Raw genomic sequence first — 19,401 nt, 5'->3', positions numbered from 1 at the left:
CCTGACGTGCAGCGGCGCACCCGGCGCTCCGACCGCATCCGCGCCCTGCTCACCGCGGGGTTCTGCGGCCGGGACTGGGCGACACCGGTCGTGCTCGCGGCGACGCTGCTCGCCCTGACGGCGTCGGTGGCGCGGACGTTCTCGTCGATGCCGCTCGCGAGCGTGGACGAGTCGGCGCACGTCGACTACGTGCTGCGGGTCTGGCACGGGCAGCTGCCGGTCCTGTCCGACGGCATCCGGTTCCGTCCGGGGTTCGGTGGGACCCCGCCCGTCCAGTGGGTCGCGCAGCACCCGCCGCTCTTCTACCTGCTGCTCGCACCGGTGGTGGGGCCGCTCGTTGACGCCGGGCACCCGGTGCAGGCCGTGGTGCTCGGCCGTCTGGTGAACGCCGTGTTCGTGGCGGCGATCGTGCCGGTCGCCGCGTGGGCGGCTGGCCGCTGCTTCCCCGGGGTCGTCCGGCTGCCGGCCACCGTGGCCGTCGTCACCGCGTCGACGAGCGTCCTCGTGGTGCAGGGCGGCGTCGTGTACAACGACTCGCTCGCAGCGTTGACCTGCGCGCTGGCGTGCGGCGTCGCGGGCGCAGCGCTCCGGTCCGGCGTCGGCCCGGGGCTCGCCGTCGGTGGCGCGTTCGTGGCCGCGGCCGGGGCGACGACCCGCCTGTCGTTCGCCCTCTGGCTCGTGGCGATCGTCGTCGCGTTCGCGCTGGCCCGCACGGTCCGGTTCGGCCGGCTCCGCGGTACCTGGGCCCGCGTCGCCGTCACGGCGGTCCCGGTGCTGGCGGCCGCAGCCGCCTCCGGGTGGTTCTGGCTGCGGAACGAGGCACTGACCGGGTCGTTCAGCGGCCGACCGACGGCCTGGCCCGGGTACACGCCGCGACCGCACTACTCCGAGGCCGAGGTCGTCTCGATGCTCGGGTTCTGGCGGCAGCTCTTCGCGCTGTACCGCGGGTCGTTGCCGATCGCGAGCCCGCTGCCGTGGGTGCTCCTGCTCGTCCCGGTGCTGCTGTTCGTCGCGGCCCTCGTGCTGCGGCGCCTGCGGCCCTGGGCGCCCGCCGACGACGACCGGTGGCCGCGCCGCCTCGTGGTCGCGATGCTCGTGGTGGTCACGCTGCTGTTCGTCGTCGTCGAGATCCGCTACACCGCCGGGGGCGGCGCGCCGCTCAACCGCTACACGCTCACGGTGCTGCTGCCGATCGTGTTCGCGATGGCGGCCGGCTTCCTCGCCTGGCGGCGCGCGGCAACCGTGCTCGTACTGGTCTGGGGCGCCGTCGCGTTCGTGCCGACGTGGTCGCTCCTGCGGTTCGAGGGCTCGGACCTCGTCGAGCACTCCGGCACCGTCGTCGTGCTCGCGTTCGCGGCGGCGGTCGTCTGCGCCGCCGCGATGCTGGTGACCTACGCGATGGCCGCGCGCAGCACCGCCCGGTAGCGCTCGCCGATCCGCTCGGTCGAGAACTCCGCCGCCGAGACGACGGCCTGCTCCTGGTAGCGCGCCCGTGCGGCATCGTCGGTGAGCACGCGCTGCAGGGCTGCCCGGAGCGCAGGGACGTCGCCGGGGGGCACGAGGACGCCGGACACGTCGTCCCGCACGACGTCGCGGATGCCGGGCAGGTCACTCGCGACGATCGCGGCACCGACGGCAGCAGCCTCGAGCAGGGTGACCGGCAGTCCCTCTTGATCGCCGTTCGCCGCCGGGATCGACGGCACCGCCACGACGGTGGCCGATGCCAGGGTCTCGAGCACCTCGGTGCGTCCGCGCTGACCGAGGAACGTCACGGGTAGTCCGGCGGCCTGCTGCTCGAGCTGGGCCCGGTAGGGGCCGTCACCGACCACGGTGAGCCGCCACGGCACGTCGTCGCCGAGTCCCCGGAGGGCCTCGATCAGGTTGCCGAAGCCCTTCTTCTCGACCAGCCGGCCGACCGCCACGACGTGGTGCTCCTGGGCGGGGACGCGGGCGCGGGTGTCGCGGGCCGGTCCGAGGTCGACGCCCATCGGGATCACGGTGGACCGGGCCTCGGGCACGCCCCACTCGGTCAACCGTTCCCGCATCTCGGAGTTCACGGTCGTGACGTGCGCCGAACGGCCGAACACCCAGCGCTTCAGGCGGACCAGGGGAGCGGCACGGAGCGCGTAGATGTCGCCTCCGTGGGTCGTGACGACGACGGGCACGCCCGGGGCCGCCAGTGTCGCGACCAGGGCCTGCGGGATGGCCCAGTGCGCGTGGATGACGTCGGGCTTCGCGGAGCGGACCACACGGCGGACCGCGAACCACTGCGCGAGCACCAGCGCCGGCACCTGCACGATGCGTGACCGGCGTTCCTTGAGGTTGTCGAGGATCGCGCCGTCGGCCAGGTCCTCGAACGCCTTCGGGAAGTACGGGAAGCGCCGGACGCCGACGTCGCCGATGCGTTCGGTGGTGGCGCCGCCGGGTACGCGCGGGGTGAGCACCATCGTGTCGAACTCGAGTGCCTCCTGGTGGGCGAGGTCGAGCACGAACGCCGGCACGCCGTCGTCCGGACGGGCCGGGAACGTCGAGCCGAGGACGAGCAGGCGGGGACGGGCGGAGGGGGTGGGGCGGGACATCGTGCCTTTCCGGGGGGTCGCGGGGGACGGTCCGGTAGGCTCTCCACCCGTGCGCGTTCTGATCCACAATAGCGATTCGCCCCACAACCGCGGGGACCGGGCGATCCTCGCCGGCAACGTCGAGCTGGTCCGCCGGCGGTGGCCCGACGCCGAGATCGTCTCCCTGTCGCAGTACCCCGAGCGGGACGCCGCGTGGTTCGGGATCCGGTTCCTGCCGGTCTCGCCGTACAGCACCGGCATCGGCGACCTGTTCGCCCTCCTGCGTGCCGCACGCAGTGCCGACGTCGTCCTGTGGGGTGGCGGGGAGATCCTCAAGGACTACACGAACAAGCTCGGCCTCGTGTACTGGTTCGGCAAGATGCTGCTGGTCCGCGCGGTCAACAAGAACCTGGTCGGGGCCTTCCAGGGCATCGGCCCGACGACCGCCGGCGTGAGCAAGCGCCTGATCCGCGCCACCGTCGACCTGTGCCGCTCGTTCGCCGTGCGCGACGACGAGTCCCGCGAGAAGCTCCTGGCGTGGGGCGTCCGCACACCGATCGTGTCGTCGTTCGACCCGGCCGTCGTCGGGACCGTCACCGCGCCCGACGCCGACGTCCTCGAGCGCCTCGAACGCACCACCGGCCTGACCGCCGAGCGCCTCGAGGGCTCGATCGGCTTCGGGGTCCGCCGCTGGTTCCACTACAAGCGCAGTGGCTGGATCCCGTTCCGCTTCCTGCCGAAGCGCTTCCGGCAGACCGGCGTCGACAGCGACAAGCTCGTCACGTACCGCCAGGCCGTCGCGGACCTGGCCGACCGCGTCATCGACCGCTGGGACGCCGACGTCGTGTTCTACCCGATGCACATGGAGGCCTCCGAGGGCGACGCCGCCTTCGCCCGCGAGGTCATCGCCCTCATGCGGCACGCCGACCGCACCCACGTCGTCGAGGCCGACGAGTTCTCGCCGTCCGAGTACGCGGGGCTGATGTCGCGCAGCCGGCTGTTCCTGGCGAGCCGCCTGCACTCCGCGATCGTCGCGACCATCGCCGGCGTCCCCGCCGCGGTGCTCTACTACGTCGACAAGGGCCGGCTGTTCTTCGAGCAGATGGGTCAGCAGGAGTTCTCGAAGCCGATCGAGGCGGCGCTCGAGCCGAGCTTCGTCGACGACGTGACGGCGCAGCTCGAGCGGCTCGACGCGGACCGCGACGCGGTCCGCGCGCAGCTCGCCGAGGGCGTGGCCCGGATGGCGACCGCGCTCGACGCCGACTTCGCCGAGGCGACCAGCGACGTCCGCTGACACCGGCGGCTCGCGATCGTGAGCTGACGACGGACGGGAGGCCCGTGGCGCCACCGCCACGGGCCTCCCGTCCGCCCGGGCGAAGCTCGCCGGCGCGTGGTGCGTGGGCTGCGCACCGTGCGTGCGTCGTCGTCCGGTGCGGGCTTGCCCGTGTGGTGCCCGGTTGTGTGGCTGCACGGGGCGTGCAACGGCGCACCGGGTGTCGGGGTGCGCACCGTGCGTGCGTCGTCGTCTGGTACGGGCTTGCCCGTGTGGTGCGTGGTTGTGGGGCGGCACGGGGCGTGCAACGGCGCACCGGGTGTCGGGGTGCGCACCGTGCGGCGGACGGGAGGCGCGTGGTGCGTGGGCTGCGCACCGTGCGTGCGTCGTCGTCTGGTGCGGGCTTGCCCGTGTGGTGCGTGGTTGTGTGGCGGCACGGGGCGTGCAACGGCGCACCGGGTGTCGGAGTCCGCGCGGTGCGGCGGACGGGAGGCCCGTGGCGACACCGCCACGGGCCTCCCGTCCGCCTCCGCACCGGCTCAGCGCGTGACGCGCGTCACTCGGTCTTGGCCGCGAAGCGCTTCAGGTACGTGATGTTGTTGCGGTAGACGTCCTGGTCGCCGGGGAGCACCCCGCTGGACGCCCACTGCCAGAAGGTCCACTTCGACCAGCTGCGCCCGAGGGTGCCCGGCGTGGTGAAGTTCTTCACGGGGTAGATCGCGACGAACAGCGGGTTCTTCGAGAACTGGTTGCTGTTGTTCGTGCAACGCTTCCACCAGTCCGTCGTCGTGTAGATCGCCGGGTAGCGGTGGATCTTCTTGTAGACGGTGTTCGAGAAGTCCTTGATCCAGCTCCGCATCTGGCCCCAGGTCTTGCCGTAGCAGGTGCCCTGTGCTGCGCTGCCGTACTCGATGTCGAGCAGGGGCGGCAGGGTCTTGCCGTCCTTGCTCCACTGCCCGCCGTGCGCGAAGAAGTAGTTCGCCGTCGCGGCGCCGCTCGCCTGGCTCGGCTGCGCGTACACGTAGCCACCGCGGTACAGGTTCCGCTGCTTGGCGGTGGCGTACTGCTGCTTGTAGGTCGAGCTGACGTACGAGGTGCCCTCGGTCGCCTTGACGTAGGCGAACCGGGCGCCGTTGCGGTACGCCTGCAGGAAGTTGACGCTCGGCTGCCAGGCGCTGATGTCGAAGCCCTGGATGCGTCCCGGGGGCGGGCCGGACGCGGTGGCGGCGGAGGAGGTGGTCAGCGACTGGGCGCTCACGCCGCCGGCGGCGCTGTCCGGCGCGTTGACCGTGACGTGCGACTCGCCGGCGTGGGCGGCGATGCCGGCGCCCATGGTGTGGTTCCCGGTGCGGTCCATCTCGGCGATGGAGAGCTGCTCGGCCGCGGGGGCGGGGGTCGCCGCCGCGGTGGCCGTCGGAGCCGGCGTGGTCGGGGCGGTCTCCGCGACCGCCGTCCCGCTGCCGAAGGTGATGGCCCCGGCGACGGCGGCAGCGGTGCCGAGTCCGAGGATCCTGGTGATCGGTGCGCGCATGTGGTCTCGTCTCGTCTTCCCTGTCGAGATGCCGTGGGCCTGATCACCCACGCCGCGGTCCGAGCGATGCTACCTGCCGCCCGCCCGTGCTGTCCGCGACGCGCAGCACGGCGGCGTCCGCGGGCGCGAGCGACGTGGTGCGGTCGTCAGCTTGCGCTGCGGCTGCCCGCGTCGGGGGCGGTGCTGTCGGTCTCGACCTCGGGCAGGCGTCCGCGGTGCGACACCTCGGCCGTCGCGTGCTTCTGTCGGCGGTTCATGAAGTTGCGCTCGACGAGCCACCAGAAGCCGATGCAGATGCCGATCACGACCGGGATCACGACGAAGACCATCATCAGGAACTGGTACTTCGGGTACAGGCCGAGGGGCAGCAGGAGCAGGTTGCCGAGGCCAAGCAGCGGGCTGTGGAACAGGTAGATCGAGTACGACACCAGACCGGCGAGCACGAAGGGCTTCCAGGCGAAGAAGCGGGCGAGCCACGTGTGGTTGCCGGTGACCGCCTGGCGCCCCATCCAGGTGAGCAGGACGCCGGCCAGGATGCCGGTGACGACCTCGGACGGCCAGGTCTGGTGCTGCCAGTAGTCGCGGTTGCGGAAGAACACCAGCAGCGTCCCGAGCACCATCGCGCCGACGAAGGCGCCGCTCGCCCACCGCGGCCCGCCGAGCTTCGAGCGTTCGCGGACCACGCCGGACAGGTGCTCGTCGCGGGCCTTCACGGTCAGCTCGGCGGCGAGCATCCCCACCGCGAACAGGCCGACGAACCACGGGTGCATGAACGAGTAGCGGCTCTCGGCGCCCATCCACATGCCGATCAGCACCAGGCTCGAGGCCGTCGCCCAGCCGCCGAACACCCGCCACAGCGGCAGGATCAGGAGCGGCATCAGGAAGTAGATCTGCCACTCGACCGCGACCGTCCACATCGGGCCGTTGATCTTGCCGATGTACTGCGGGAAGAAGTCGTGCACCAGGAAGAAGTGCGTCAGGAACGTGCCCCAGCCCATCGGCAGCTTCGTGTCCCACTGCGTGCCACCGGGCTGACCGAGCACGGGGACGAACAGGATGAGGAGCGCGAACAGCACGAGCGACGCCCAGTACGGGGGGATGATCCGTCGGGCGCGACGCCAGACGAACTTCCAGAAGCCGCCGGGCAGGCGGTACCGGTCGAACCGGGTCAGCACCGGCAGCATGAGCACGTAGCCGGACAGCACGATGAAGAGCGGGACGCCGAGGTAGCCCCAGCCGATGATCGGGCGCAGCCAGGGCAGCTCGGTCGGGCCGGTGCCGGTCGTCCCGGTGAAGAGGTACGCGTGGTAGAAGACCACCGCGAGTGCGGCGAGGCCGCGGAGCCCGTCCAGGTAGGGGAACTCGAGCCGGCCGCCGGCGCGGGGCGCGGCGGCAACGGGATCGGCTGCGGATTCTGCTGCGCGGGTCTCGGTGGCCAACGATCGTCCTCGGTGTGGTCGGAGCGGGGTCGCAGGCAGTCTCCCACACGCCGAGCGGGTGTCGCGATGCGGGCCCTGTGCCTGGTGTTTCGGTTCGGATGTCATGATGAAGCACGTGACCTCGACGAGCGCAGCCGCAACGCAGATCACCCACGAGCCGGATCGTCGGCGTTCGGGGGCCGCTCCGCGTCGGTTCGCGCGCGTCGTCGCACCGCTCGTCCTGGCACTCCTAGTCGTCGTGGGCGTCGCGCTCAGCGCCGCCGTCGCGTACCACAACCGCCTCGGCGTGACGAACGTCGACGGCATCTCCTACATGGGCATCGCTCGCGAGTACGCGAACGGCTGGCTGCCCGACGCCATCAACGCCTACTGGTCGCCGATGGTGTCCTGGATGATGGCGCCGTTCATCGCGGCCGGCCTCGGCATGCAGACGGCGTTCGCGGTCGTGAACTGCTTCGCGGTCGCCGTCGTGCTCGGCATCGGCGGCTGGCTGGTCTGGTCGCAGAACCACCGCATCGTCCCGGCGGTCCTCTTCATGGTCACCGCGATCCCGGCGCTGATGAGCGCGGTGTCGGTGCAGACCCCCGACCTGCTCGTCGTCGCGTGGGTCGTCGGCTACCTCTGGGCACTCCGGTGGGCGGACCAGGCGCTGCACGGGTCGACGCGGGCCCGGCTGGTCTCCGGCGGCGTGCTCGGCGCCGTCGCGGCCATCGGGTACTTCGTCAAGCTGTTCCTGCTGCCCGTGGCGGTCGGCGCGGTGATCCTGTGGCTGCTGCTGCGGGTGTGGTCCGCTCGACGCCGCCGCGAGCCGGTGCGGCACTGGTGGACGTCGCCCGCGGCCACGATCGTGGTCTTCGCCGTCGTCATCGCGCCGTGGGTGGGCGCCCTCACCATGAAGTACGGTTCGCCGACCCTGGGCTCGTCGCTCTCGGTGAACATCGGCTCGAAGTTCGACGACGGCGGGCGCGCGACCGACTGGCCGTTCCTGCCCGTGCCGCCGAACTCGCACGCGTTCTCGCCGAACGAGGACTTCACCCCGTCGGTCTACAAGCAGGGCCCGATGGACAACCCGGACCCCGCCGTGGTGCCGCCGACCGACGACGCCGCCACCACCGACGACACCGCGCCGAAGGTCACGAAGGACTCCGGCATCGCGGCCCGCGCCGGCTACTACCTGCACGAGCGGATGCTCGCGCTGCCCTACTACCTGCAGAAGATCAGCACGTTCGCGCCGTTCGCCGCACCGATCGCCCTGCTCTTCGCCGCGGCCCTGGTGATCGGCGTGGTCCGGTTCCGCCGGTACGCCTTCACCTGCATCGTGGCGGCGACGACCCTGGTCTACTTCGTCGGCTACGGGATGATCACGTCGTCGTCGAGCGGCGGCGGGAACGCGCGGTACTACTGGCCGCTGTTCTACCTGACGGCGATGATCGGCGCGCTCATGCTGCCGGCCGTCTGGCGGCTGGTCCGCCGACGCGGCGTGGTCCGGACGGTCGTCGCGTGCGTCGCGATCGCCGTCGTCCCCGTGGCGTCGTTCACGCAGAACTGGATCGGGTCGCCGGCACCCTTCTACCCGTCGGTGAACCGCACCGAGGCCCTGCGCGTCACCGGACCGACCGACGTGCCCGAGATCGTCCGGCTCGCCGACCAGATCCGGGCGAGCGGTGCCCTGCCGGAGGACGCGACCGTCATCGGCTCGAACTACCGCTCGCTGTCGTCGCTCGCGTTCCTGACCGACACGCGTGTGTACGGTCGCTCAGGTCAGGGGTACACGTACCACTCGGACGCGATGCGCAAGCTGTTCATCGAGCAGGGTGTGCAGTACTTCGTGCAGTTCGACCCCGCCACCGCACCAGCCCGGGACTACTCGATGGCCGGGAAGCTCGTCGGGACGTACAACGCGACGATCTCGTGCAGCGCCGACCGGTCGACCGACCCCGAGATCCCCTGCCGCATCCAGATCGTCAAGTTCGCGAAGTAGTCGCCGCTCCAGGGAGCGCGCCACACCAGCGTCTACGATGACCTGGTCCCGAAGCCCGGCAGGAGACCACGTTTGTCAGGAACCACCAGCGACACCCCCGCACCCGAGGGGAAGCGTCCGCCGAAGTGGCGGCGGTTCCTCGGCAAGGCGATCCCGATCGTCTTCTACGTCCTGCTCGCGGTGTTCCTCGTGCTGTACCTGCGCGGCGTCGACTGGGGACAGCTCGCCGAGGCCGACTGGCAGTGGGGGTGGGTGGTCGTCGCGACGCTGATCAGCCTCGGGTTCCGCTACTGGGGTGTCGGCATCTGGTTCTACCTGCTGCGACGGCTCGGAGCGACCGGGCTCAAGGGCAGCGGCGTCACCCTGACCTACGTGTACGCGAAGTCCTGGATGGGCCGCTACATCCCCGGGGCGGCCACCTGGATCATCGGCAAGGTCTACTTCGCCTCGAAGCACGGCGTCTCGAAGGCCCGGCTCGGCGTGAGCGGCCTGCTCGAGGGTGCCCTGCAGATCGCCGCCACGCTGGCCCTGGCGCTCGTGCTGCTGCTCATCGACCCGCGCACGCACGACCTCGACCCGTGGCTCATCGCCCTGATGATCGCGGCGTTCGTCGGCTGCGTCGTCTGCCTGATCCCGCGGGTGTTCGTGTTCCTGATCGGCATCGCGTTGAAGATCCTGCGCCGCAAGCCGGTCGAGGCCGACGTGCGCCCGAACCTCGGCACGGTGCTCGGTGGGGCCGGACTGTACGTCGCCGGCGCGGTGCTGTCGGGTACCGCGTACTACTTCATCACGCTGGCGGTGTACCCGTCGCTGAAGCTCTCCGACGCGGCGTTCGTCATCGGTGCCGCGAGCATGGCCTCGGCGATCAGCATGTTGGCGGTCTTCGCCCCCGGCGGGCTCGGTGTCCGCGAGGGCGTCCAGGCCCTCCTGCTCGCGCTGGTGATGCCGGTGCCGGTCGCCCTCGTGGTGGTCGTCGTCACCCGCATCTGGAGCCTCGCGGTCGACGGACTCTTCCTGCTCTGCGCCGCAGCCCCGACGTGGTTCCGTCGTGGTCGCCCGACCGACGACCCCTCCGCGGTCGAGGGCAGCGCCCCCGCCGCCTGACGCGCACGACGCGAGTGCGCACGTCGCGAGCGCGCACGCTGCGAGCGCACACGCCCCGCGCACGACGGGTGGTCACGACGCGGGGGCGACCACCCGACGGTCGGCTCGGGCGACCTGCACGACGGACGCGACGAGCCCCACCGCGACCAACGCCACGACGACCACGAGCACCGCGGGCGGCACCGGACCGATCTCGGAGTAGCGCAGCAGCCCGCGGCCCGTCACCGGGAACAGCGCCGCGTTCCAGAACCACGCCGACGCCACCGCGAACCCGTACACGCCCACCGCGGGCAGCAGCACGGCCAGCGCCACGGCGACCCAGGAACGTGCGCGCCCGGCGGGCACCAGGCGACGCCATGCGATGGCGCTCAGCACGATCAGGCAGACGATGGCGGGGAAGTAGTAGCGACCCTGGGTCGCGGCGACTTCAGTGGTGGTCAGGTATGAGTGCGCGCTCGTCCGGTTCTGGATGCCGATGAGCAGCGCCGGGAACACCGCCAGGCACAGCGCCACCCGCAGGTCGGGGCCCCGCCGGAACGCCCAGCCGACGAGCACGACGAGCGCAATGACCGTCAGGACGGCGGTGAGCAGGTCGCCCATGCTGACCTGTGCCCGCCCGCCGAAGCTGCCCCAGAACGTGCGGGCGAGCGTTCCCCAGCTGACGTCGAGGAAGTGCCCGAGGGTCGGGTGCTCGCCGGGTGGGAAGTCCTTCGGCGGGCGCATCGCCGTGTACCCGTTCGGCTGGATCCGGCCGTAGGCGAACCAGTTGTGGATCCACCACCACGCCCCGATGCCACCGGACACCGCCATCGTCACCACGGTGCGGACCACCCGTTGCCGCAGCGACAGCACCCCGGCGCCGGCGAAGAGCACGACCACCGCCACGAACGGCACCGCGGGCAGTCCGGTGCCCTTGATCCACACCAGGGCACCGAGCACCACCGCGAGCGCGATGGTGGTGCGCCACCGGGTGTCCCCGGTGAGCAGCCGGGTGGCGAGCCACACGACGATCCCGGCGACGAGCAGCACGGGGGCGTCGTTCGAGAACGAGGAGCCGATGGACGCGAGCTCGGGCGTCGCGAACACCGCGAGTCCACCGACGAGCGCGGCCCGCGGCGACCGGGTCACCCGGCGGACGGACGCCCACGCCAGCAGCGGCAGGGCGGTGACGGCGAGGACGTCGGCGAGCCGCAGCGCGGTGAACGCCCGGTCCCACCGCAGGTCGCCGAAGTCCACGGCACGGAGCACAGCGGCGCCGGCGAGGTAGGCGGTCGGCGGGTGCTGCGTCATCTGGTTGACGGTCGAGGACGCCCCGGGGGCGTTCTGCAGCAGCTCGCTGACGGTCGACCACTCGCTCGACGGCTTCGTCGCCTGCTCGACCTTCGCGGCCTGCACGGCGTTGGTGACGAACAGCTCGCCGGGAGCGGCCCACGCGTCACCGAGCGCGACGTGCACGGCGGCGTCGACGTGCGCCGTCTCGTCCGGGGCCTCGAAGACCGGGACGATCAGCGCCCACGCGACGAGCCACAGGCCGAAGGTCGCCGTGACGACGGCGATCGCCACACGCTCCCAGCGGGCGGTGCGGGGTCGTGCGGTGGTGCTGGTGGTGGTCTCGTGGGCCGTCACCCGGTCGAGTCTAGGGCGCGCCCCTCGTGTGCGACGTCGGTGGCGACGGGCTCGGAACCGGTCCGCTCGGGGTGGTACACCCACACCTTGTAGAGCCAGAAGCGGAACACCGTGCCGAGCACCAGACCGACGATGTTCGCGACGTTGTCGGCGAGGACCGAGGTCAGCCCCATCACGTAGTGGGACACCCCGAGGCAGGCGAGGGCGATGACCATGCCGCCGAGCGAGACCACGACGAACTCGATGCCCTCGCGGGTGGCGACCGCACGGCGCTGCTCGCGGAACGTCCAGTAGCGGTTGCCCATCCAGTTCACGAAGATCGCCACGACCGTGGAGATCACCTTCGCCCAGAACGGCCCGGAGTGGACTTCGTCCGGGTCGAGGACGGTGATGCGCAGCACGTTGAACACCGTGGTGTCCACGACGAAGCCGACGGCGCCGACCACGCCGAAGCGTGCCAGCTGGGCAATGAGGCGCCGCACGTGCCCTCCAGGATCCGTAGAGTTGTCGCGGGCCGTGCACAACGCGACCCGAACAGCGATTGTAGACAACGCGTTCACCCCGGGCGGTGTGAACGCCGGAAGGATCACACAGCATGGCGTTGCGCGTCGGGGTCATCGGTGGAGGACAGCTGGCACGGATGATGGTGCCGGCGGCCGTCGAGCTGGGGATCGACATTCGGGTCTTCGCCGAGGGGCCGGGAATGTCGGCCGCCATCGCCGCCACGGCCGAGGGCGACTACCACGACGCCGCGACGGTCCTGGCGTTCGCCCGCGACGTCGACGTCATCACGTTCGACCACGAGCACGTGCCGCAGGACGTCCTGCGCGCCCTGGTCGACGCCGGGGTGGCCGTCCGCCCCGGACCCGGCCCGCTCGCCGTCGCGCAGGACAAGATCACGATGCGGACGAAGCTCACCGAGCTCGGCCTGCCGGTGCCCGACTGGGCCGCGGTGCACGACCCGGACGAGCTCCGCGCCTTCCTCGACGACCACGGTGGCCGCGCGGTGGTCAAGACGCCCCGCGGTGGCTACGACGGCAAGGGCGTGCGGGTCGTGTCGGACCCCTCGGACGTCGACGACTGGTTCATCGCCGTCGCCGAGGCCGGCGGCGGGCAGGCCCTGCTCGCCGAGGAGCTCGTCCCGTTCACCCGCGAACTCGCGCAGTCCGTCGCCCGCCGCCCGTCCGGCCAGGTGGTCGCGTGGCCGCTGGTCGAGACCGTGCAGCGCGACGGCGTCTGCGCCGAGGTCATCGCTCCCGCGCCCGACAGCGCCGGCCGCATCGCCGACGTGACGGAGTCGATCGCGGTCCGCATCGCCGAGGAGCTCGGGGTCACCGGGGTCCTGGCCGTCGAGCTGTTCCAGACCGCCGACGAGCGCATCCTCATCAACGAACTCGCGATGCGACCGCACAACACCGGACACTGGACCATCGACGGTGCGACGACGAGTCAGTTCGAGCAGCACCTGCGCGCCGTGCTCGACCTGCCGCTCGGCGGAACCGGGTCCTTCGCCCCGGCTGCCGTGATGATCAACGTGCTCGGCGGGCCGGCGGACGGCGACCTCGCGGCCCGGTACCCGGCCGCGCTCGAGGCGTTCCCCGAGGCGAAGTACCACTTCTACGGCAAGGCCCCCCGCCCCGGTCGGAAGATCGGGCACGTCACCGTGATCGGTGACGACGTCGACGACGTCGTCTACCGCGCACGGGCGGCCGCGGCGCACTTCGACGACTGACGCCGGGCCCGTCGACGCGACGGAAGGGCGGACGGGAGGCCCGTGGCGACGCCGCCACGTGCCTCCCGTCCGTCCGCGGGTCGCGTCCAGGGCGGCCGACACGTCCCCAGGACTGCCGACACCCGCTCGGGTGGCACCCGCACTGGCGGGTGGTGGCGCGCGGAGGCCCGTGTTCCCATGGACCGGTCAGGGGTCGACCGTCCGAGGAGTGTGTCCATGCGCCGCCGTCCGCGCCGTGCTGTCTTCTGCGCCGCCGCCGTCGCACTCACCGCTCTCGTCGGCGGGGTGCTGCCCGTCTCGTTCGCGTCGAGCGCCACCGCAGCGACGTCCGCGACGACCATCCGGTCCGCGTCCGCCGCCTCGCTCTACGGTGCCGGGCCGTACCGGTCGCCGACCAGCGAGGCAGCGAAGGCGGCCACCGCGCTCGCCGCCTCGGATCCCGCCGGTGCCACCGCGGCGTCGACCATCGCCCGCTACCCCGTGGCGACCTGGCTCGGCGAGTGGACGCAGGGGACCCAGCTGACCAGGACGATCAGCACGGCGGTCGCGGGCGCCGAGCAGTCCGGCACCACCCCGGTGTTCGTGCTGTACGCGATCCCGGACCGGGACTGCGGCGGGTACTCCGCCGGCGGGTTCTCCGAAGACTCCTACGACGCGTGGGTCGACCAGGTCACCGCGGCACTCGCCGGACATCGTGCCGCCGTCATCGTCGAGCCGGACTCGCTCGCGATGCTCAGCAACGCGAAGTGCAGCACCGCGCTCGACGACCAGCGCTACCGGATCCTGTCCCGCACGGTCGCCGGACTCACCGCCGCCGGGGTCCCCGCCTACCTCGACGCCGGCAACTCGAACTGGGTGCCGCCCGCGATGATGGCCGCACGGCTGAACAGCGCCGGTGTGCAGCGGGCCCGCGGGTTCTTCACGAACGTCGCGAACTACTACCCGACCGCGCAGGAACAGGCCTACGCGCAGAAGGTCTCTGCCGCCACCGGCGGCTCCCACTACGTGATCGACACCTCGCGGAACGGGCAGGGCTGGCGCGGGACCTGGTGCAACGGCCCCGGCGCCGGCCTCGGCACCTCGCCGAGGGTCGTCGCGGACGGCACCGCGCTCGACGCCCTGCTGTGGGTGAAGACCCCCGGCGCGAGCGACGGCACCTGCAACGGCGCCCCCGCCGCGGGCAAGTGGTGGTCGTCCTACGCCCAGGCCCTGGTAGCGAACGCCCGGCTCGGGGTCCCGGCAGCCGACCTCGCGCCACAGGGCTCGCTCGAGGTCGTCGCCGGCACCGGCGGTGGCGTCCGGGTCCGGGGATGGGCCTTCGACGAGGACGACCCCACGCAGCCCGTCCGGGTCCGTGCCACCGTCGACGGTGTCGCCGCGGGAGCCGTGACCGCCGGACTCCGCCGGACCGACGTGGACGCCGCTGCGGGTGTCGGGGTGACCCACGGCTTCGAGGCCGTGGTGCCCGCGTCCGCCGGCGCTCGCCGGGTCTGCGTGACCGCCGTCAACATCGGCGCCGGGTCGGACACCACGCTCGGGTGCGCCACCGTCCGTGCCTTCCGGCACGACCCCTACGTCGCGCTCGAGTCCGTGACGGGCAAGCGGGGCGGCATCAGCGTGCGCGGCTGGGCCTTCGACGGCGACGCCGTGTCGTCCGCCAGCACCGTCGCGATCACGGTCGACGGCAGGCGGGTGACGTCGCTGTCGGCGGGACGCGTGCGCGCCGACGTCGATCGGACGTGGGGCTCCGGCGCGAAGCACGGCTTCGCCGGCACCGTCGCCCTCAAGGCCGGCAAGCGGACCGTCTGCGCGGTCGCGCGGAACACCGGCAGCGGGAAGGACCGGAAGGCGAGCCCCTGCCGGACGGTGACGGTGGCGCGGCGCTGACCGTTCGGGCGAGCGGCGACCCCGCACCGTGCGGGTCGTTGTGCTGCGGTCGCACGGTGCGGCTCTGTTCACTCGGTGCGAGGTTGATCGCTGGGTGCGGCCGTGCAAGCTCGCACGGAGCGGTCAACGGTCTCCCCGGTGACGAACTCCGCACGGTGCACGCCTGTTCTCCTCTCTGCGCACGGTGCGGCACTGTTCACTCGGTGCGAGGTTGATCGCTGGGTGCGGCCGGGCAGGCTCGCACGGAGCGGTCAACGGTCTCCCCGGTGACGAACTCCGCACGGTGCGCGTCCGATCACTCCGTGCGAGGTGCGAGGTGCGAGGTGCGAGGCGCGAGGTGTGAGGTGCGAGAGGATGGGCGCATGCCGCGTGATCTCGTCCGCCGAGCCGCTCGTCGACTCCGTCGCGTCGTCGTCGGCACGCCCCCCGTGCCCGCTCCGCTGCCGATCCTGGGCTACGTCGTCGCGGGCGCCGACGGAGCGCACCCGGCGTCCGCCCACGTGCGGGTCGTCCGGCGCACCGAGCACCTGGCTGCCAGTGGCGGGGCCGAGGTCCGCCAGGTCGACCCGGTCGCGTTCGTCGACGGGACCGACACGACCCCGTACGCCGCGGTCCTGGTGCAGCGCGACATCCTGCCGCGCGACGCCGTGCAGCCCTTCCTCGCGGTGGCTGCCGCCCGCGGGGTCCGTGTCGTCGGCGAGGTCGACGACGACTTCTTCACCGAGTCCGGCCGCCAGCGCCTCGCCCGCGCCGAGTACGACCCGGACCGCCTCGCCTCGATCGACGCGCTGGTCCGCGGCGCCGACACCGTCGTCGTGAGCACGCCGGAGCTCGCCGACGTCGTGCGCCCGGTCGCCCGTGACGTCACGGTCGTGCCGAACGCCCTCGATCCCGGGCTCTGGACACCCGGTGCGACCGACGACGACGACGAGCGCCCCGAGGGCGAACACCGGGTGCTCTACATGGGCACGCTCACCCACGCGGCCGACCTCGAACTGCTGCGCGACGTCTTCACCGACCTGACGGCCACCGACGGCACGCCGATCCGGCTCGAGGTCATCGGCGTGACCGACGAGGGCGGCGCCGACTGGTTCCGCCGCATCGAGGTGCCGGACGGTCACTACCCGGCGTTCTCCCGCTGGCTCGTGGCGCACCGGGAGCGCTGGCGCGCCGGTGTCGCACCCCTGCGCGACGAGGAGTTCAACCGGGCGAAGAGCGACCTGAAGTTCCTGGAGTACACCGCACTCGGACTGCCCGCGGTGGTCTCGGACCGACCCTCGTACGCCGTGGCGCGAACGCGCGGTGCGGTCGCGGTGCCCGACGACGTGGTGGCGTGGCGCGATGCGGTCCGGGCCGCCGTCGAGCGCGGGACGGCCGACGAACGGGCCGTCCGGTGGGTCACGGGGGAGCGCACGATCGGCCGTGACGACGACGTCTGGCGCCGCGTGCTGCTCGGCTAGGCTCGTCGCGTGACCGACACCGACGCACCCGTCCAGCCGCTCGTCTCGATCATCATGGGGTCGGACTCCGACTGGCCGACGATGCGTGCTGCGGCCGACATCCTGGCCGAGCTCGGCATCCCGTTCGAGGCGGACGTCGTGTCGGCGCACCGCACGCCCGACAAGATGACCCGGTTCGCCCGCGGCGCCGCCGAGCGTGGCATCCGCGTCGTGATCGCCGGTGCCGGTGGCGCCGCGCACCTGCCGGGCATGGTGGCCTCGATGACGACGCTGCCCGTGATCGGCGTGCCCGTGCAGCTCGCACGCCTCGACGGCCTCGACTCGCTGCTGTCGATCGTGCAGATGCCGGCCGGCATCCCGGTGGCGACGATGGCGATCAACGGCGCCGCGAACGCCGGCCTGCTCGCCGCGCGGATCATCGGGTCGTCGGAGCCTGCCGTCGCCGCCCGCCTGACCGAGTACGCCGACGGCCTCGAGAAGCTGGTCGAGGAGAAGGCCGCGCGCCTGCGCGACTCCCTCTAGGACCCCGGTACCGCAGCGCGCACCCGGCTCCGTCGTCACACCTCCGCCCTCGCCCCGGCCGCCGTCGCACGCGCGCCTGAGCTCCTCCGCCTGCCGCACGCCCCGAGCTACCGTCAGCCCCAGAACGGGGGCCGCAAACCGGTGCTGACCAGCACTTTCGGCGTAGACGGAACGTTCTGCAACCCCCGCGTACTGGGGATAAACCGGATCTGTCAACCCCGCGCGCGGGCTGCATTTCGCAACTACGGTGAACGGCGGGTGGTCGAGATCCGGCCTCCCAGCACCCACGGGAACGGGTGCGAACCGTCACGTCAGGGAGTGACAGCTCATGCAGAAACGCGCAACCAAGCGGGCCGCACTCACCGTCGTGCTCCTCAGTGCCGCACTCGTCGCAGGACCGCTCGGAACAGGAACCGCAGCGTCCGCCAGTTCGGCACCGATCGGGAACGTCGGGAACTTCAAGCAGACCTTCCGCGAGAACTTCAGCACGGCGGCGGCGGCCAAGGGGAAGTTCGCCAAGACCTACGCGAAGTCGTGGCAGCCCTACCCGGACGGCACCGGCGGCATGTACTACTCGGGCGCCCAGATCAGCTCGCACAACGGGTACATGGACGTCAAGCTCGACGGCAAGCACGGCGCCGCCGGCACGTTCGGCACCCCGTCGGGCGCGTGGGGGCACAAGGGCGGCAAGTTCATCGTCCGTGCCAAGGCGACCGGCGGTGACGGGAACGGTGCCGCGTTCATGCTGTGGCCGTCGTCCGACAAGTGGTCGGACGGTGAGATCGACTACCCCGAGGCGAACTTCGACCAGCAGCCGATGCTGCACCACCACTCGATGACCCCCGGCCAGGAGGTCAACGCGACGAGCCTGAGCACCGGCGTCTCGTGGCGCGCGTGGCACACGTACTCGATCGAGTGGATCCCCGGGAAGTCCGTGCGCTACCGCCTCGACGGCAAGGTGATCAAGACGATCACGAAGCACGTGCCGAAGACCGCGCACCGGTACATGTTCCAGGTGGGCAACTGGGGCGCCACCGGCCACCTGTACATCGACTGGGTCAGCACCTACACGTACAAGAAGTGACGTGCCGCCGGCTCAGAGGTCGGCGTGCAGCTGCCAGGTCTCGGCGGCGGAGTCGCTCCAGTCGTACATGCGGGCGCGGTCCGGCCCGGCGACGGCGAGCTGCCCGGCGAGCAACGGGTCGTTGACCACCTGGTAGACCGCCTGTGCGATCCGCTCCGGGTAGGACTCTCGCGGGTTCCGGGCGACGGTGACCCCGGCGTCCGACGCGACCTCGGCCACCGCGGGGTCGTCGGAGTGGATGACCGGGGTGCCGAAGCTCATCGCCTCGATCACGGGCAGGCCGAAGCCCTCGGCGAAGCTCGGGAACACGAACACGGTGGCTCGGTCGTACACCACGGCGAGGTCGGCGTCGTCGATCCGGCCGAGCACCTTCACGCGGTCGCGGGCGAGCCCGGCGCGCTCGGCCGTGCCGTACACGTCGACGTCGCCCCAACCGTCCGGGCCGGAGATCACGAGCGGGATGTCCGCCGGTGCGTCGGGGTGCGCGAGTGCTTCGATGAGGGACCCGAGCGCCTTGCGCGGTTCGAGCGTGCCGACGGCCAGCACGTAGCGGTCCGGCAGGCCGAGGCGTTCGGCGCGCAGGTCGGCGTCGACGGGCAGCCGCAGCCGACCGCTGGGGGCTCCGCCGATGACGCGCAGCCGGTCGTCGAAGCGGTGGATCTCGTTCAGGGCACTCGCCACCGCGTGGGTGGGCACCACGACGGCGTCGGCGTGCTTCCATGCCCGCTTCACCATCGCCTTGTGGAAGTGGACACCGCGGGGGGTCAGGGTCTCGGGGTTCGTCCACGGCACGGTGTCGTGCACGGTGACGACGGTCTGCCGACCCGGGTCCTGGAACCGGTCGTGCTTGACCAGGGGAGCAAGGACGCTCGGCGCGTGCACCATGCCCTTCGCGATGCCACCGACGAAGCCGCCCTGCCACGCCAGCGACAGCTCGCGACGGGCCAGCGGCAGACGCTGCAGGTCGGACAGGCCGGGCAGCAGCGTGCGCAGGTGGGCCATCTCGTCGGAGCTGACCGCCGACACGACCCCGGCGACGTCGCACCCGCTCGGCGCGTTCGCGACGAGGTGACGGGCGAGCTCTTCGGCGTACCGCCCGATGCCACCCGGGACGGGCGCGACGACCTGGTCGACGAGGACGTGGAGGGTGGTCATGGTGCTGGTCTCCTCGTCGTGGTGATGGGGCCGAGGACCGGCCCGGCGC

Annotated in this window: 15 protein-coding genes; 9 read left to right on the top strand and 6 right to left on the bottom strand. The window is 72.0% G+C overall.

What is annotated here, in order from left to right; all coding sequences use genetic code 11:
- Nucleotides 1-6 precede the first annotated feature (6 nt).
- On the top strand, nucleotides 7-1,425 hold the full coding sequence (locus ACVKXF_RS01495) for a hypothetical protein (protein ID WP_456794631.1): 1,419 nt from the start codon (nucleotides 7-9) through the stop codon (nucleotides 1,423-1,425).
- Here the strand turns inward: ACVKXF_RS01495 and ACVKXF_RS01490 are convergent.
- Complete coding sequence (locus tag ACVKXF_RS01490; RefSeq protein WP_123313739.1) at nucleotides 1,392-2,579, bottom strand: glycosyltransferase; 1,188 nt, start codon at nucleotides 2,577-2,579, stop codon at nucleotides 1,392-1,394. The two genes, ACVKXF_RS01495 and ACVKXF_RS01490, sit on opposite strands and share 34 nt — an antisense overlap.
- Nucleotides 2,580-2,628: 49 nt before the next feature.
- On the opposite strand from ACVKXF_RS01490, the gene ACVKXF_RS01485 reads away from it, so the two are divergent.
- The gene (locus ACVKXF_RS01485; RefSeq protein ID WP_456794630.1) at nucleotides 2,629-3,852 is read left to right on the top strand and encodes a polysaccharide pyruvyl transferase family protein; all 1,224 of its coding nucleotides are present in this window, start codon (nucleotides 2,629-2,631) and stop codon (nucleotides 3,850-3,852) included.
- Nucleotides 3,853-4,387: 535 nt separating this feature from the next.
- Here ACVKXF_RS01485 and ACVKXF_RS01480 read toward each other — a convergent pair.
- Nucleotides 4,388-5,362, bottom strand: coding sequence for a GH25 family lysozyme (locus ACVKXF_RS01480; protein ID WP_456794629.1), 975 nt, complete (start codon nucleotides 5,360-5,362; stop codon nucleotides 4,388-4,390).
- Between the two features lie 146 nt (nucleotides 5,363-5,508).
- Nucleotides 5,509-6,801, bottom strand: a complete 1,293-nt coding sequence (locus tag ACVKXF_RS01475) for an acyltransferase family protein (protein WP_456794628.1) — start codon at nucleotides 6,799-6,801, stop codon at nucleotides 5,509-5,511.
- Between the two features lie 106 nt (nucleotides 6,802-6,907).
- On the opposite strand from ACVKXF_RS01475, the gene ACVKXF_RS01470 reads away from it, so the two are divergent.
- The gene (locus ACVKXF_RS01470) at nucleotides 6,908-8,782 is read left to right on the top strand and encodes a hypothetical protein (RefSeq protein WP_456794627.1); all 1,875 of its coding nucleotides are present in this window, start codon (nucleotides 6,908-6,910) and stop codon (nucleotides 8,780-8,782) included.
- A 72-nt stretch (nucleotides 8,783-8,854) separates the two neighbouring features.
- On the top strand, nucleotides 8,855-9,886 hold the full coding sequence (locus tag ACVKXF_RS01465) for a lysylphosphatidylglycerol synthase domain-containing protein (RefSeq protein ID WP_456794626.1): 1,032 nt from the start codon (nucleotides 8,855-8,857) through the stop codon (nucleotides 9,884-9,886).
- 72 nt (nucleotides 9,887-9,958) lie between these two features.
- Here ACVKXF_RS01465 and ACVKXF_RS01460 read toward each other — a convergent pair whose 3' ends face one another.
- Complete coding sequence (locus ACVKXF_RS01460) at nucleotides 9,959-11,512, bottom strand: DUF2142 domain-containing protein (protein WP_456794625.1); 1,554 nt, start codon at nucleotides 11,510-11,512, stop codon at nucleotides 9,959-9,961.
- Entirely contained in the window at nucleotides 11,509-11,994 is a 486-nt protein-coding gene (locus ACVKXF_RS01455) for a GtrA family protein (RefSeq protein WP_222658026.1), read from the bottom strand. The genes ACVKXF_RS01460 and ACVKXF_RS01455 overlap by 4 nt, the downstream gene beginning before the upstream one ends.
- A 113-nt stretch (nucleotides 11,995-12,107) precedes the next feature.
- On the opposite strand from ACVKXF_RS01455, the gene ACVKXF_RS01450 reads away from it, so the two are divergent.
- The 5 genes from ACVKXF_RS01450 (at nucleotide 12,108) to ACVKXF_RS01430 (ending at nucleotide 18,197) form a co-directional block, all read left to right on the top strand.
- Entirely contained in the window at nucleotides 12,108-13,244 is a 1,137-nt protein-coding gene (locus ACVKXF_RS01450) for a 5-(carboxyamino)imidazole ribonucleotide synthase (RefSeq protein ID WP_456794624.1), read from the top strand.
- A 216-nt stretch (nucleotides 13,245-13,460) separates the two neighbouring features.
- Nucleotides 13,461-15,131, top strand: coding sequence for a glycoside hydrolase family 6 protein (locus ACVKXF_RS01445; protein WP_456794623.1), 1,671 nt, complete (start codon nucleotides 13,461-13,463; stop codon nucleotides 15,129-15,131).
- 362 nt (nucleotides 15,132-15,493) lie between these two features.
- On the top strand, nucleotides 15,494-16,591 hold the full coding sequence (locus ACVKXF_RS01440) for a hypothetical protein (protein ID WP_456794622.1): 1,098 nt from the start codon (nucleotides 15,494-15,496) through the stop codon (nucleotides 16,589-16,591).
- A gap of 54 nt (nucleotides 16,592-16,645) precedes the next feature.
- Nucleotides 16,646-17,113 (top strand): 5-(carboxyamino)imidazole ribonucleotide mutase, encoded by a 468-nt coding sequence (purE, locus tag ACVKXF_RS01435; protein ID WP_185021477.1) that lies wholly within the window; start codon nucleotides 16,646-16,648, stop codon nucleotides 17,111-17,113.
- A 328-nt stretch (nucleotides 17,114-17,441) separates the two neighbouring features.
- A complete protein-coding gene (locus ACVKXF_RS01430; RefSeq protein WP_123313727.1) occupies nucleotides 17,442-18,197 on the top strand; it encodes a glycoside hydrolase family 16 protein in 756 nt (251 codons plus the stop codon).
- 12 nt (nucleotides 18,198-18,209) lie between these two features.
- Here the strand turns inward: ACVKXF_RS01430 and ACVKXF_RS01425 are convergent, their stop codons facing one another.
- Entirely contained in the window at nucleotides 18,210-19,352 is a 1,143-nt protein-coding gene (locus ACVKXF_RS01425) for a glycosyltransferase family 4 protein (protein WP_123313726.1), read from the bottom strand.
- Nucleotides 19,353-19,401 lie beyond the last annotated feature (49 nt).

The organism is Curtobacterium sp. PvP017 (genome assembly GCF_054060195.1).
The sequence above is the reverse complement of the archived record's forward strand: the minus strand, read 5'-3'. Positions and strand labels throughout refer to the sequence as shown.